Below are 14,823 nucleotides of genomic sequence, written 5' to 3' on the forward strand. Positions count from 1 at the left end.
CCATTCAACAATTTTCATGACCGGGGCGCTTTTTGCTGAACTTGCGCGGATACGGCACACTAACCTACTGAGCATCTGCTCGAATCCCATTACCCAGGGCACCTACCGAATGACCCGTTCCCCCTTGCGCCGCCTGATCTTCGGCGCCCTGCGCCGACTGCTGTACCTGTGGGTGCGCTCCGAAACCATCAACCAGTCATCCTTCTCGCTGAACCTGGACCGCAGCCGTCCGGTGTTCTACGTGCTGCAATCACCCGCGCTCACCGATCTGGCCGTGCTCGACCGCGAATGCACCAAAGCCGGGCTTCCGCGCCCGGTGCTGCCCGTGGCGGTAGGCCCGATGATGGAGCCGGCGGCGTTCTTCTACCTGACCCCCGAACCCGACTGGCTGGGCCGCCACGACAAGCGCGGCGCACCGCCGACGCTGACGCGCCTGGTCAACCTGGTCAGCCAGCACGCCGAACAGGACGCGCAGATCATTCCGGTCAGCGTGTTCTGGGGCCAGTCGCCGGCCAGCGAATCGAGCCCGTGGAAGCTGCTGTTCGCCGACAGCTGGGCCGTCACCGGGCGCCTGCGCCGGTTGCTTACCGTGCTGATCCTGGGGCGCAAGACCCGCGTGCAGTTTTCCGCGCCGATCCATCTGCGTGAGCTGGTCGAGCACAACAAGGGCCACGAGCGCACCGTGCGCATGGCCCAGCGCCTGCTGCGGGTGCATTTTCGCAACCTCAAGACCGCCGTCATCGGCCCCGACATCTCGCACCGGCGCAACCTGGTCAAGGGCCTGATCCACGACCCGCTGGTACGCCAGGCCATCAGCGACGAGGCCCAGCGCGAGAACATCCCGCTGGCCAAGGCCGAGGCCCAGGCCCTGCGCTATGGCAACGAGATCGCCTCGGACTACACCTACACCGCCATCCGCTTCCTCGAAGTGGTGCTGAGCTGGTTCTGGAACAAGATCTACGACGGCATCAAGGTCAACCATATCGAACAGGTGCAAGGCATCGCGCCGGGGCACGAGGTGATCTACGTGCCCTGCCATCGCAGCCACATCGACTACCTGCTGCTGTCGTACCTGCTGTTTCGCAACGGCCTGACGCCGCCGCACATCGCCGCCGGCATCAACCTCAACATGCCGGTGATCGGCAGCCTGCTGCGCCGCGGAGGTGCGTTCTTCATGCGCCGCACCTTCAAGGGCAACCCGCTGTACACCGCGGTGTTCAACGAGTACCTGCACACCCTGTTCACCAAGGGCTTCCCGGTGGAGTACTTCGTCGAGGGCGGGCGCTCGCGCACCGGGCGCATGCTGCAGCCCAAGACCGGCATGCTGGCGATCACCCTGCGCAGTTTTCTGCGCTCCTCGCGCACCCCGATCGTGTTCGTGCCGGTGTACATCGGCTACGAGCGCGTGCTCGAAGGCCGCACCTACCTGGGCGAGCTGCGCGGGGCGAGCAAGAAGAAGGAATCGATCTTCGACATCTTCAAGGTCATCGGCGCGCTCAAGCAGCGCTTTGGCCAGGTGGCCGTGAACTTCGGCGAGCCGATCCGCCTGGCCAGCTTCCTCGACCAGCAGCAACCGGGCTGGCGCGAACAGGACCACAGCCCGCAGTTCCGCCCGGCCTGGCTCAACGAAACCACCTCGCGCCTGGGCGAGAAGGTCGCGCAGCACCTGAACGAGGCCGCCGCGATCAACCCGGTCAACCTGGTGGCCCTGGCGCTGCTGTCCACCAGCCGCCTGGCCCTGGACGAACGCGCCCTGGCGCGGGTACTGGACCTGTACCTGGCGCTGCTGCGCCAGGTGCCCTACTCGGCCCATACCACCCTGCCCGAAGGCGACGGCCTGGCGCTGATCGGCCACGTGCGCGGCATGGACCTGCTGGCCGAGCAGCAGGACGCGCTGGGGCGCATCCTGTACCTGGATGAAAACAACGCGGTACTGATGACCTACTACCGCAACAACGTACTGCACATCTTCGCCCTGCCGGCGCTGCTGGCAAGCTTCTTCCAGAGCAGCTCGCGCATCAGCCGCGAACTGATCGGCCGCTACACCCACGCGCTGTACCCGTATCTGCAGTCGGAGTTGTTCATCCGCTGGGATGCCCAGGAGCTCGACGGGGTGATCGACCAGTGGCTGGAGGCATTCGTCGAACAGGGCCTGCTGCGTTTCGAGAACGGCGTGTACCTGCGCCCGGCCCCGAGTTCGCGCCAGTTCGTGCTGCTGACCCTGCTGGCGCGGGCCATCACCCAGACCCTGCAGCGTTTCTACATGGCCACCGCGCTGCTGCTCAACAGCGGCCAGCACACCCTCAGCGCCGAAGAGCTGGAAGACCTGTGCGTGGTCATGGCCCAGCGCCTGTCGATCCTGCATGGCCTGAACGCCCCGGAATTCTTCGACAAGAGCCTGTTCCGCCACTTCATCCAGACCCAGATCGAACAGGGCGTGCTGCGCCCGGATGCGGCGGGCAAGCTCGGCTACCATGAAAAACTCAGCGAGCTGGCCGAAGGCGCCGCCAAGCGCGTGCTGTCGGCCGAGGTGCGCCTGTCGATCCGCCAGGTGGCCTTGCAACGCAGCGACGAAACCACCGAACACACCGAGCAACAAGTCTGAACAGGAGTACACGATGAAGAAATTGACCCTGGCTGTGCTGGGCAGCCTGCTGGCCGCCTGCAGCAGCACCCCGTCACCCTCCAAGGCCAGCCTGGACGGCGAGGTGTTCTACCTGCAGCGCATCGCCCTGCCACCGGCAGCCACCCTGAGCGTCAGCCTGCAGGACGTGTCGCTGGCCGATGCGCCAGCCGTCACCCTGGCCAACCAGAGCGGCCCGGTAAAAGGCCAGGTGCCCCTGCCGTTTCACCTGAGCTACGACCCGGCACAGGTCAAGCCGGGCCACCGCTATGCCGTGAGCGCGCGCATCGAGCTGGACGGCAAGCTGCTGTTCATCAACACCGAACACCACGGCGTGCAGCTGGACGGTAGCGACGCCCAGCCTGTACGAATCAAGGTCGACGCCGTTCGCTGATCCCCTTTTTGCCTTTGGATAAGGATGCTGCCATGTTCCGCCCTGCTCTTACCTTTACCGGCCTGTGTGCCGGCCTGCTGTTGTCGGCCAGTGCGCTGGCCCTGTCGCTCGGCGACCTGTCGCAGAAGGACGCCACCGGCGGCCTCAAGGATGCCCTGACCCAGGGTGCGCAGATTGCCGTCAAGCAACTGGGCACCCCAGGCGGCTTCAGCAACAACCCGGACGTGCGCATCGAGCTGCCGGGCAACCTGGGCAAGGCTGCCAAGGCCATGAAGAAATTCGGCATGGGCGCCGAGGTCGACCAGCTCGAGGCCAGCATGAACAAGGCGGCCGAGGCGGCAGTACCGCAGGCCCAGGCGTTGCTGGTGGATGCGGTCAAGAAGATGAGCGTGGCCGACGCCAAGGGTATTCTCAGCGGTGGCAACGATTCGGCCACCCAGTACCTGAACAAGACCAGCCGCGAGCAGATCCGTGCCAAGTTCCTGCCCATCGTCAAGCAGGCCACCGACCAGGTCGGCCTGGCCAAGCAGTACAACAGCTTTGCCGGGCAGGCCTCGTCGCTGGGCCTGCTGGACAGCAAGAACGCCAACGTCGAGGGTTATGTGACCGAACAAGCGCTGGATGGCCTGTTCGAGATGATCGGCAAGCAGGAAGCGACGATCCGCCAGAACCCGGCGGCCGCGGCTACCAGCCTGGCCAAGAAGGTCTTCGGCGCCCTCTAGGGCCCTTCGCCGGCAAGGCCGGCTCCTACAGGATGCGCAGTGCCCCCGTAGGAGCCGGCCTTGCCGGCGAACGCCTTCTCAGGGCTTGCGCACCTTGAACCACGCCGCATACAGCGCCGGCAGGAACAGCAGCGTCAACGCCGTGGCCACGATCAGCCCGCCCATGATCGCCACCGCCATCGGCCCGAAGAACACGCTGCGCGACAACGGAATCATAGCCAGCACCGCCGCCAGCGCGGTCAGCACGATCGGCCGGAAGCGCCGCACCGTGGCCTCGATGATCGCCTGCCAACGGTCCAGCCCGGCCGCGATGTCCTGCTCGATCTGGTCCACCAGAATCACCGAGTTGCGCATGATCATCCCCGACAGCGCAATGGTGCCCAGCATCGCCACGAAGCCGAACGGCTGGCGGAACACCATCAGGAACAGCACCACCCCGATCAGCCCCAATGGCGCGGTGAGGAACACCATCACCGTGCGCGAGAAGCTGCGCAACTGCACCATCAGCAAGCTCAACACCACCACGATGAACAATGGCACCCCGGCATTCACCGAGTTCTGCCCGCGGGTCGAATCCTCCACCGTACCGCCCACTTCCAGCAGGTAGCCATCCGGCAGCTCGGCACGCACCGGCTCCAGGGTCGGCAGTATCTGCTTGACCAGGGTCGCCGGCTGCTCCTTGCCATAGATGTCGGCACGTACCGTCACCGTCGGCAGGCGATTACGGTGCCAGATGATGCCTTCCTCGAAGCCGTACTCCAGCGTCGCCACCTGCGACAGCGCAACGCTGCGCCCATTCTCGGTGGGCACCGCCAGGCTCGACAGGTTGGTCAGCTCGGTGCGTTCCTGGCGCGTGCCGCGCAGCAGGATCTCGATCAGCTCGTTGTCTTCGCGGAACTGGCTGACCGACGAACCGGTCAGCGAGCTTTGCAGGAACTTGGCCAGGTGCGCGGTGCTGATCCCCAGGGCCCGGGCACGGTCCTGGTCGATACTCAGGTAGATCACCTTGCTCGGCTCTTCCCAGTCCAGGTGCACGTTCACCACATGCGGGTTCTCGCGCACCCGGGCCGCCACCTTGCGCGCCAGTGCACGCACCTCCTCGATGTGCTCGCCGGTGACCCGGAACTGCACCGGGTAGCCCACAGGCGGGCCGTTTTCCAGGCGCGTGACCCGCGAACGCAGGTCCGGGAACTGCTCGTTCAGGGTCTCGATCAGCCAGCTGCGCAGCGCCTCGCGCTCCTCGATGGTCTTGGCCAGCACCACGAACTGGGCGAAGCTGGTTGCCGGCAACTGCTGGTCCAGGGGCAGGTAGAAGCGCGGCGAGCCGGTGCCCACGTAGGCCACATAGTTGTCGATGCCGGCGCGCTCCTTGAGCAGGGCCTCCAGGCGCGTGACCTGCTCGGCGGTGTTGCTCAGCGAGGCGCCCTCGGCCAGCTTCAGGTCGACCATCAGCTCCAGCCGTCCGGAGGCCGGGAAGAACTGCTGGGGCACGAAACGAAACGACAGCACGCTGAGCACGAACAGGCCCAGGGTCGCCACGATCACCGTCTTGCGGTGCGCCACGCACCAGCCCACCAGCCGCCGTACACGCTGGTAGAACGGCGTGCCATAGGGGTCGGTGGCGCCATCGGTGGTGCCGTGCTTGGCCGCGTGCAGCTTGGCCAGGTCTGGCAGCAGCCGCTCGCCCAGGTACGGCACGAACACCACGGCAGCGATCCACGAGGCAATGAGGGCAATGGTCACCACCTGGAAGATCGAGCGGGTGTACTCGCCCGTGCCCGACTGCGCCGTGGCAATCGGCAGAAAGCCCGCCGCGGTGATCAGGGTGCCGGTGAGCATCGGGAAGGCGGTGCTGGTCCAGGCGTAGCTGGCGGCCTTGAAGCGATCGAAGCCCTGCTCCATCTTGATCGCCATCATCTCCACCGCAATGATCGCGTCATCCACCAACAGCCCCAGCGCCAGCACCAGTGCCCCCAGGGAAATCTTGTGCAGGCCGATCCCGAGGTAATACATCGCGGCAAACGTCATCGCCAGCACCAGCGGAATCGCCAGCGCCACCACCAGGCCGGTGCGCATGCCCAGCGAGAAGAAGCTCACCAGCAGCACGATGGCCAGTGCTTCCACCAGCACCTGCACGAACTCGCCTACGCCGGTTTTCACGGCGGCCGGCTGGTCGGACACCTTGCGCAGCTGCATGCCGGCCGGCAGATTGGCCGATATACGGGCAAACTCGACCTCAAGGGCCTTGCCCAGCACCAGGATGTCACCACCGGCCTTCATCGATACCGCCAGGCCGATGGCGTCTTCGCCCATGAAGCGCATGCGTGGCGCGGGCGGATCGTTGAAACCGCGGCGCACATCGGCCACATCGCTGATACGGAAGGTGCGCTCGCCCACCCGAATCGGGAACTGCTCGATCTGCTCCACCGTCTCGAAACGCCCGCTCACGCGCAGTTGCAGGCGCTCGCTGGGGGTTTCGAAAAAGCCTGCGGTGGTCACCGCATTCTGTTCCTCCAGCGCCTGCTGCACGGCTTCAAGCGGCAGGCCCAGGGTCGCCAGCTTGAGGTTCGACAGCTCGATCCAGATCTTCTCGTCCTGCAGGCCGAGCAGCTCGACCTTGCCCACATCCTTTACCCGTTGCAGCTGGATCTGCACGCGGTCGGCGTAGTCCTTGAGCACCGCGTAGTCGAAGCCTTCACCGGTCAGTGCATAGATATTGCCGAAGGTGGTGCCGAACTCGTCGTTGAAGAACGGCCCCTGGATACCCGGCGGCAAGGTGTGGCGAATGTCCGCGACCTTCTTGCGGATCTGGTACCACAGCTCGGGAACATCCTTGGAATGCATCGAGTCGCGGGCCATGAAAGTGACCTGGGACTCACCAGGGCGCGAGAACGAGACGATCTTCTCGTACTCGCCTGTCTCCATCAGCTTCTTCTCGATGCGTTCGGTGACCTGGCGCGAGACTTCCTCGGCGCTCGCCCCCGGCCAGTTGGTCTTGATCACCATGGCCTTGAAGGTGAACGGCGGGTCTTCGCTCTGGCCCAGCTTGGTATACGAAAGCGTGCCGACCAGGGCCAGCAGCACCATCAGGAACAGCACGATCTGGCGATTGCGCAGCGCCCAGGCGGAAAGGTTGAAACCCATCGGGACTTACTCCTTGGCCGCCAGATTCACCACGCGATTGGACCGGTCCACCGGTCGTATCTGCTGCCCCTCGTGCAGCACATGGCCGCCAGCCGCCACCACCCAATCGGTGGGCTTGAGGCCTTCGAGCACCGGCACGCTGGCCTGGCCGTAGGCGCCAACCCGCACCACGGTGCGCGTGAGCGTATTGTCAGGCTCCACCCGCCACACGTAGGTCTGGCCGTTCTCGGCGCTCAGGGCCGACAGCGGCACCGCCAACGGCACCTGCTCGGCGTGCTGGATGAACACCCGTGCGCTCTGCCCCAGTTCTGCGGGCACCTTGCCGGCCGCGAACGCGATGCGCGCAGCGAAGGTACGTGACCGCGGGTCGGCGGCCGGCGACAGCTCGCGGATGCGACCCTCGAAGCGCGTATCCGGTTGCGACCACAGCTCCACCGACACCGGCTGGCCGACCTTGAAGCGCCCGAAGTTCTGCTCCGGCAGGCTGATCAGCACCTCGCGCTCGCCATCGGCGGCCAGGGTGAACACGGTCTGCCCGGCAGCCACCACCTGGCCCACCTCGACCTGACGCTTGGCTACCACCCCGTCCTGTGGCGCGCGCAGCACCGAATAGCCGGCCTGGTTGCCGGCCACATCGAATTCGGCGCGCACCTGGTTGGCTCGCGCCAGGCCTGCGCGGTACAGGTTTTCGGCGTTGTCGAACTGCGAGCGGCTGACCATCTGGCGTTCCAGCAGGGTCTGGTAGCGGTCGCGCTCGGCCTTGACCAGGCTCAGGTTGGCCTGGGCCGCTGCCATCTGCGCGCGGCTGGCCTCCAGCTGCAGGCGCACGTCCTGCGGGTCGAGCTCGGCCAATGGCTGGTCGGCCTTGACCCGCTGGCCCTCCTCCACCAGGCGCTTGCTGACCTTGCCGGGAATACGAAACGCCAACTCCGGCTCGAGCCGGGCGCGCACTTCGCCGGGGTAGCTGTCAACCGCCGCCGTGGACAGCTGCGGCTGCACCACCATGGCCGGGCGCAGGGTGCTTGGCGGGGGACTCTCCTGCCCGCAGCCGCTCAGCAGCAAGGCAAGGGTAAGCGGGAATGCAAGGGGCAAGGCATGGCGCAACATGATCGAGAACCTTCCGTGAGTAGCGCATCTAATATTTATACCGGCGGGTATAGTAAATCAGCGCAACGGCGCCGGGAAGCGATTGTCGGACAGAAATTTCAGGGTCGTCGCACGCACCGAACTGACACCTGGACCTGCCGCTTGGGCCCTCCGTGGAGCCGAAAAAGCCACTTCCACCCGCCATCACTGGCGCTGATAGGCGTTCAAAGCGCAGATTGCAGCCCCCAGGCGGCGACCACGGTGTACCCTGTACCCCTTAACGAACCTGTACGTGTCATTCATGCCAAACGAAACCAGCGCCCCCAACGGCCCCGGCCGGCCCAAGGACCTCGCCAAGCGCCAGGCCATCCTCGAGGCGGCCAAAGCCCTGTTTCTCACCCACGGTTACGCCAACACCAGCATGGATGCGGTCGCGAATGCGGCAGGGGTTTCGAAACTGACGGTCTACAGCCACTTCAACGACAAGGAGACACTGTTCTCCTCGGCTATCGTGGCCACCTGCACGGCCCAGTTGCCCGAACTGTTCTTCGAACTGACCGAAGGCACGTCGGTGGAGCAGGTCCTGCTGAACATCGGGCGCGGCTTCCAGGCGCTGATCAACAGCGATCAATCGGTCAAGCTCAGCCGCCTGATCATGGCCCTGGGCACCCAGGACCCCAAGCTCAGCCAGATCTTCTTCGAAGCCGGCCCGTTGCGCGTGCTGCGCGAGATGGAAGCACTGCTGCAGCGCGTCGACCAGCATGGTCTGCTGCGTATCGAGCAGCCGGCCAGGGCGGCCGAGCACTTCTTCTGTCTGCTCAAGGGGGCGCCGAACTATCGCCTGCTGCTCGGCTACTCCCCGGCGCTGGACGCCGAGGCTGCCGAGGCACATGTGCAGGACGTGGTGGCGGTGTTTTTGCGGGCCTACCGCCCCTAGTCAGGGCTTGAGGGCTTTCTTGGGGTAGATGTCGTAGCGGCTCGACTTGCCTTCCAGGCTATGGCTGGGCTTGGGCCCGTCGATGATCGGCGCCTTGCGCGGGCGCTTGACCACCACCCGGTGGCTGGCCAGGGCCAGGGCGGCCTCCAGCAGTGCCGGTGCATCCAGGTCATCGCCCACCAGCGGGCGGAATACGCGCATCTCCTTTTTCACCAGGGCGCTCTTGTCGCGGTGCGGGAACATCGGATCGAGGTAGATCACCTGCGGCGGTTCGCCCTGCCAGTCGCGCATGCGCTCGATGGAGTTGCCTGCCAGCAGCTGCATGCGGGCCACGATGGGGCCCACCTCAGCATCCGCTGCCGCACGCGCCAGGCCATCCTCGAGCAGCGCCGCCACCAGCGGCTGGCGCTCGATCAGTTGCATCTGGCAGCCCAGGCTGGCCAGCACGAAGGCGTCCTTGCCCAGCCCTGCCGTGGCATCCAGCACCCGTGGGCGCACGCCCTGAGCGATGCCGACCGCCTTGGCGATCATCTGCCCGCTGCCCCCGCCGAACACCCGACGATGGGCCGCCGCGCCCTCGACGAAATCCACCCGCACCGGGCCCGGTGCCTGCGGGCCCAACTGCTGGATCTGCAGGCCGGTCTCGCCCACCTGCACGGCAAAGGCCGCCGACGCATCCTGCAGCGGCAAGCCCAGGCGCACCGCCCAGTGCTCGGCCTGTGCCTGATACTCGGCAGCCAACGCCTCGACCCGGATACCGCCGTCCGCCAGTTGCTCCACCGCTCACCTTCCCCACACAAAAAAATTAAATGATTGCCGGCCTGTGCCGATAACCGCAGTAATCGCTATTTTGCCAGACCCGGACAGCCTTCGACTGCCATGTCAGACATTCTTCAGCTCCCTTCCGGTTATTTGTCGCCCGTCGGCGACTTTGCCCGGCACAACACCCAGACCCTCGGCGGCGTCAGCCACCTGTGGCAGGACTTCTTTGCCCAGGCGTTGGCAGAGCAGCAGGGTGAAGGTGCGCAGGAAGGTCAGTTGGCGGTCCCCGAGGTCGACACCGTCACCGGCGAACCGATTGCCGGCAGCCAGACCCTGGCGCAGATCCACAGCCAGCGCCTGTGCGACGTGCACGACACCATCGTCGCCCCGCCCGAGCCGCTGTTCCTGCCGATTGCCGAATTCGAACTGGACCTGCTGGACAAGCCTGCGCCGCCATTCAGCGCGCTGGAACTGGTGGAGCAGCAGCGCCAGCTGGACATCAGCAACAACTGGGTGCGCCCGGTGGTGATGAGCCAGGGTCATCCGCTGCCGCAGCCAGGCCCGGCGCCGCAACCCTACCCGCTGCACCTGCCGATCGCGGAGCTGGAAGCCAGCCTGCTCGACCCGGCGCCGGAGCCGTTCGACCAGGCCACGCTGCTCAAGCAGCAGTCGGAGCTGGAGTTCGACCTCAGCTGGGCCCGTCCGGTGGTACTGAACAACGTGCGCATCGCCGCCTAACGGCAGATCTGCCAGAAGCCCATATCCAGGTGGAAGTGGTTGCGGTGGGCAGCGTTGTAGTCAGGCCCCAGCACCGTGTTGAAACTGTCGCAGCCGCCAGCCTGCACCTCGCGTAGAAACTTCGCCTTCACCCCCTCACCCGGCCAGTCGCGCAGCACCTCGATGCGCTGCCCATCGGCCAGCCTGAACCCGGCGATGTCGAGCGCATTGGCGCTGGCATGCTGGCTGCGCCGCCCTTCCTTGCGCCCGTACATATTGCGACAGGCAAAACTGCCCAGGTGATCGACCTGCACCACCGCCTGGCCGAATGCACGCTGCGCGGCCGGTTGCAGGCCGTGGCGCTCGAACAGCGCGAAGGCCACCGCGACTGGGCAACTGGCCAGAAAACTGCTGCTCAGGCGCACGCCCGAGCCCTGCACCCGCACCACGTTGTGCAGCGGGCAGGCCACATCTGGCGCGCTGTCGGCCTGCTTGCTGTAGCGCAGCGTCGAGGTGGCCAGGGCCTGTTCGCAAAGCCTGGGGTCATCCTGCAGGCGGCTCAGCTTGTAGGGGGTCAGCAGGTTCGGGGGCGCCTTGACGTCCAGCACCGCCCACGGGTTCCAGGCAGCCGGCAGGCGCCAGCCCTGTTGCCAGGCCACCAACCCCGCAGCCATCGCTATCACCAGGAAAATGCCCACTCCCCGCATGGACGATCAGCGCCTGAACAACTGGTTGAGCTGGTCGAACGGCAGCGCCTGTTCGGCATAGTCGAAGCGGCCCTGCTGCTGGATCCGTTCGGCGGCGTGGAAGAACGCGCCGTAGGCCGCACGCGCCAGCGACGAGCCGACGCTGATGCGCTTGACCCCGAGCGCCTGCAGGTCGCTTACGCTCAGGCCCACCCCGCTCAGCCCCATCAGCACGTTGACCGGCCTGGGCGCCACGGCCTGCACCACCTGGCGAATCTCCTCGGCGCTGCGCAAGCCCGGCGCGTACAGCACATCGGCACCGGCCTCGGCAAAGGCCTGCAGGCGCTTGATGGTGTCGTCCAGGTCCAGGCGCCCGTGCAGCAGGTTTTCGGCGCGGGCACACAGGGTGAACGGGAACTCCAGGCTGCGCGCCGCCGCAACGGCTGCCTCGACGCGCTCCACTGCCTGATGAAAGCCATAGATCGGCTCTTGCGGGTTGCCGCTGGCATCCTCGATGGAGCCGCCTACAAGCCCCACAGCGGCGGCCTGCAGGATGGCCTCGGCGCAGCCCTTGGGCGTATCGCTGAAGCCGTTCTCGAGGTCTGCAGCCACCGGCAGAGCGGTGGCATCGACGATGCTGCGCGCGTTGCCCAGGGTTTCCTCCAGGCTCATGGCGCCTTCGGCATCGGGGCGCCCCAGCGAGAACGCCAGGCCGGCGCTGGTGGTGGCCAGCGCCTCGAAGCCGAGGCTGGCCAGCAGCTTGGCCGAGCCTGCATCCCAGGGGTTGGGGATGACAAAGGCGCCATCACGTTCATGCAGCGCCTTGAAGGCTTCGGCACGCAGGGTTTGCACATCCATGATCACGACTCCAGAGCAGGCGGTACGGGGCGGTCAGAGCAGGCCAAGCTGCTCGGCTGCGGGCGCCCTGTGCAGTTCAGGCAAGGCCGGCAAGCCGGGCAGGCGCTCCATCAGGCCCTGATGAAAACGCTGCGCCAGCGCGGCTGCCAGGCGGTTGTCGGCAGTATGCAGGAAAACGTACGGGGTGCGCCCCTCCTCGATCCAGGCCGCGACCTTGTCCAGCCACGGCAGCAGAAACGGCTCGTTGGCCGCCAGTTCCGGGTGGCCGATGAAGCGCACCTGCGGGCTCTGGCTGAAGGCGGCAGGGCGTGGCGGCACCCGCGGTTTCTTGGACTGGGCATGCAGCACGCCCGGATCGCGCGAGGTGCAACTGAACAGGGCACGCGGGTCCAGGCAGATGCGTTCGACGCCGCGATCGAGCAACAGCCGATTGAGCAGACGTTCCTCCTCACCCTTGGCGAAGAAGGCCTTGTTGCGCACCTCCACCGCCAGCGGCACGTCCACCTCGTCGATAAATGCCACCAGCTCGCCCAGGCGTGCCGGACCGAAGCTGGCAGGCAGCTGCAACCAGTAGGGCGCCACACGGGCGCCCAGCGGCTTGAGCAGGTTGATGAAGGTGTGCGCGGCCACGCATTGCTGACGCAGGTCGTCTGCGTGACTGATGTCGCCGGGGAACTTGGCGGTGAAGCGAAAGTGCGCGGGCATGATCTGCGCCCAGCGTTCCAGGGTGGCGGGCGCGGGGCGCGCATAGAAGGTGGTGTTGCCCTCCACCGCATTGAACACCTGGCAGTAGAGGCCGAGAAAGTCGCTGGATCTGGCCTCGGCGGGGTACAGGTACTCGCGCCAGGCGTTTTCACTCCAGGACGGGCAACCGAGAAAGTAAGGTAAAGGCGTCATGCCTCAAATGTACAGGTCCAACCCCAGCACTTCCATCTCCCAGTCCACGAAGCCGGCAGTGGTCAGGTAGCTGGCCAGGGCCTGGGCGGTGCGCTTGTTGCGCGCCCGCGGGAAGATCATGTCCTGCTGGCGCACCGGCAGGCCGCTGCGGCTGGCGCCGCCTGCAGCACCTGATGGCGACGGCTGCGCCTCGAACTCGCCCGGCAGGTCTTCGTCCACGTCCTCTTCGCGCACCGGCGGCTTGCGCAGCGGGCGCTTGATCGGATAGGACTGGGAAGAGAAGCCGTCGACACGCATGAACGATTACTCAGGAGCAATGATGGCAATTTAGCGGCACCTGAGAGACTTCGCAAATGCCCGACTGATAACTGGACCACATATCGAGCAAAAGGTTTATGCGCAACGGCGATAGACGACCAGCGGTTTACCGCGCCTTGGGCGTGGCCACCTTGTCGCGCAGGTACACCGGTTGGGCGAGATCGGGCGCAATACCTTCGCCCCGGTCCCAGGCGAACCGCGCCAGGGTCAGCAGGTCGAGGGCGTGGGGCAGCATGCCGGCGTCCTGGCCACTGACGGCAACCGGCAGGCGCTCGGCGTAGCCCCAGCCGGTACCGGCACCGAACCAGTCGCCGGCCGCGCCCGGCGGCAGGCTGACCTGTTCGGGGGCCAGCACCGCCTCGCTGCCCAGCAGGCGCATTTCGCCGGCCTGCTGCTGGTAGCAGCCCCAGTACACCTCGTCCATGCGCGCATCGATCGCCGCCGCCACCTGCTCGGCGCCGTGCTCGCGCAACGCGCGCTGGGCCAGTAGCGCCAGGTTGGACACCGGCAGCACCGGACGCTCGAGGGCGAACGCCAGGCCCTGCACCACGCCGATGGCGATCCTCACCCCGGTAAAGGCGCCGGGGCCGCGGCCGAAGGCAATCGCATCGACGGCCGACAGGGCGATGCCCGCTTCGGCCAGCATCGTCTGGATCATCGGCAGCAGCTTCTGCGCATGCAGGCGCGGGATCACCTCATAGTGGCTGAGCACCTTGCCGTCATGCAGCAAGGCAACGGAGCAGGCTTCAGTGGCGGTATCCAGGGCCAGCAAGGTGGTCATCGGGGGTTCCAGGGGGCAAGAAAAAAGAACGGCATTATAAACAACAACGGCCCGCAAGCGGGCCGTTGTGTGCACATCCGAGCGGTGATCAGCTCAGAGCGGCCAGCACCTTGGCGGTGATGGCATCGACCGAGCCCACGCCTTCGATGTGGCTGTACTTGGGCTTGCCACCGTTGGCAGCCGACAGCTTCTGGTAGAAGTCCACCAGCGGCTTGGTCTGCTCGTGGTAGACCGACAGGCGATGACGCACGGTTTCTTCGGTGTCGTCCTTGCGCTGGATCAGCGGCTCGCCGGTCTCGTCGTCCTTGCCTTCAACCTTCGGCGGGTTGTAGACCACGTGGTACACGCGACCCGAACCTTCGTGCACGCGGCGGCCGGCGATACGCTGGACGATCTCTTCGTCGGCAACGGCGATCTCGACCACGGCATCCAGCTCGACGCCGGCGCTCACCAGGGCTTCAGCCTGGGGAATGGTGCGCGGGAAACCGTCGAACAGGAAACCCTTGGCGCAGTCGGCCTGAGCGATGCGGTCCTTGACCAGGTTGATGATCAGCTCGTCGGACACCAGCTTGCCGGCGTCCATGATCGCCTTGGCTTCCAGACCCAGCGGGGTGCCGGCCTTGACCGCGGCACGCAGCATGTCGCCGGTGGAAATCTGGGGAATACCGAACTTCTCGGTGATGAACTTTGCCTGAGTACCTTTACCGGCCCCGGGAGCTCCCAGCAGAATTACGCGCATCTTGTGCTCCTCAATTTTTTATAAGCAAATCAATGGATTCGCCACTCAGGGCCAATCCCAAGAATCGGGTGATGACCGCAAATCGGTCAAAAGGCTGCTCAAGATACACAGCGCACCCGGACCACACAAGCGGTCGAAAGTCGGAAAAAAATACTGCGT

Annotated in this window: 14 protein-coding genes; 5 read left to right on the forward strand and 9 right to left on the reverse strand. The window is 65.9% G+C overall.

The genetic code is table 11. The annotated features are described in order from the left end of the window. Positions 1–109 precede the first annotated feature (109 nt). The 3 genes from plsB to ACPRTJ_RS04225 are packed head-to-tail and all read left to right on the forward strand — an operon-like array spanning position 110 to position 3,739. On the forward strand, positions 110–2,605 hold the full coding sequence (gene plsB / locus ACPRTJ_RS04215; RefSeq protein WP_043863237.1) for a glycerol-3-phosphate 1-O-acyltransferase PlsB: 2,496 nt from the start codon (positions 110–112) through the stop codon (positions 2,603–2,605). A 13-nt stretch (positions 2,606–2,618) separates the two neighbouring features. Next, positions 2,619–3,017, forward strand: coding sequence for a YbaY family lipoprotein (locus ACPRTJ_RS04220; protein ID WP_043863236.1), 399 nt, complete (start codon positions 2,619–2,621; stop codon positions 3,015–3,017). Between the two features lie 32 nt (positions 3,018–3,049). Beyond that, on the forward strand, positions 3,050–3,739 hold the full coding sequence (locus tag ACPRTJ_RS04225; protein ID WP_043863235.1) for a DUF4197 domain-containing protein: 690 nt from the start codon (positions 3,050–3,052) through the stop codon (positions 3,737–3,739). Positions 3,740–3,817: 78 nt separating this feature from the next. On the opposite strand, the gene ACPRTJ_RS04230 is transcribed toward ACPRTJ_RS04225, so the two are convergent. Further along, the gene (locus ACPRTJ_RS04230) at positions 3,818–6,883 is read right to left on the reverse strand and encodes an efflux RND transporter permease subunit (protein ID WP_043863234.1); all 3,066 of its coding nucleotides are present in this window, start codon (positions 6,881–6,883) and stop codon (positions 3,818–3,820) included. Between the two features lie 6 nt (positions 6,884–6,889). Further along, complete coding sequence (locus ACPRTJ_RS04235) at positions 6,890–7,990, reverse strand: efflux RND transporter periplasmic adaptor subunit (protein ID WP_213607018.1); 1,101 nt, start codon at positions 7,988–7,990, stop codon at positions 6,890–6,892. A gap of 280 nt (positions 7,991–8,270) precedes the next feature. Here ACPRTJ_RS04235 and ACPRTJ_RS04240 point away from each other — a divergent pair, with 280 nt between their 5' ends. Then, positions 8,271–8,906 carry a TetR/AcrR family transcriptional regulator gene (locus tag ACPRTJ_RS04240; protein ID WP_043863232.1) on the forward strand — a complete coding sequence of 212 codons (636 nt, stop codon included), beginning with the start codon at positions 8,271–8,273 and terminating at the stop codon, positions 8,904–8,906. Here the strand turns inward: ACPRTJ_RS04240 and ACPRTJ_RS04245 are convergent, their stop codons facing one another. Then, positions 8,907–9,686: a class I SAM-dependent methyltransferase gene (locus ACPRTJ_RS04245; protein WP_043863231.1), complete on the reverse strand. Its 780-nt coding sequence runs from the start codon at positions 9,684–9,686 to the stop codon at positions 8,907–8,909. Between the two features lie 99 nt (positions 9,687–9,785). Between ACPRTJ_RS04245 and ACPRTJ_RS04250 the strand changes: the two genes are divergently transcribed. Next, positions 9,786–10,406 carry a hypothetical protein gene (locus ACPRTJ_RS04250; RefSeq protein WP_043863230.1) on the forward strand — a complete coding sequence of 207 codons (621 nt, stop codon included), beginning with the start codon at positions 9,786–9,788 and terminating at the stop codon, positions 10,404–10,406. Here ACPRTJ_RS04250 and ACPRTJ_RS04255 read toward each other — a convergent pair. The 6 genes from ACPRTJ_RS04255 to adk all read right to left on the reverse strand — a co-directional run bounded on the left by ACPRTJ_RS04255 (position 10,403) and on the right by adk (position 14,664). Next, complete coding sequence (locus ACPRTJ_RS04255; RefSeq protein WP_104571834.1) at positions 10,403–11,092, reverse strand: extensin family protein; 690 nt, start codon at positions 11,090–11,092, stop codon at positions 10,403–10,405. The genes ACPRTJ_RS04250 and ACPRTJ_RS04255 overlap by 4 nt on opposite strands. 6 nt (positions 11,093–11,098) lie before the next feature. Next, a complete protein-coding gene (locus ACPRTJ_RS04260; RefSeq protein WP_123752959.1) occupies positions 11,099–11,929 on the reverse strand; it encodes an isocitrate lyase/PEP mutase family protein in 831 nt (276 codons plus the stop codon). A gap of 33 nt (positions 11,930–11,962) precedes the next feature. Then, positions 11,963–12,826 (reverse strand): DUF72 domain-containing protein, encoded by an 864-nt coding sequence (locus ACPRTJ_RS04265; RefSeq protein ID WP_278929465.1) that lies wholly within the window; start codon positions 12,824–12,826, stop codon positions 11,963–11,965. Between the two features lie 3 nt (positions 12,827–12,829). Then, a complete protein-coding gene (locus ACPRTJ_RS04270; protein ID WP_043863226.1) occupies positions 12,830–13,123 on the reverse strand; it encodes a hypothetical protein in 294 nt (97 codons plus the stop codon). Between the two features lie 127 nt (positions 13,124–13,250). Further along, the gene (gene tsaB, locus ACPRTJ_RS04275; protein ID WP_043863225.1) at positions 13,251–13,925 is read right to left on the reverse strand and encodes a tRNA (adenosine(37)-N6)-threonylcarbamoyltransferase complex dimerization subunit type 1 TsaB; all 675 of its coding nucleotides are present in this window, start codon (positions 13,923–13,925) and stop codon (positions 13,251–13,253) included. Positions 13,926–14,013: 88 nt separating this feature from the next. Beyond that, entirely contained in the window at positions 14,014–14,664 is a 651-nt protein-coding gene (gene adk / locus ACPRTJ_RS04280) for an adenylate kinase (protein ID WP_043863224.1), read from the reverse strand. Positions 14,665–14,823: the final 159 nt, after the last annotated feature.

This window comes from Pseudomonas palmensis (genome assembly GCF_049942755.1).
In the GTDB taxonomy this organism is placed as follows: Bacteria; Pseudomonadota; Gammaproteobacteria; order Pseudomonadales; family Pseudomonadaceae; genus Aquipseudomonas; species Aquipseudomonas palmensis.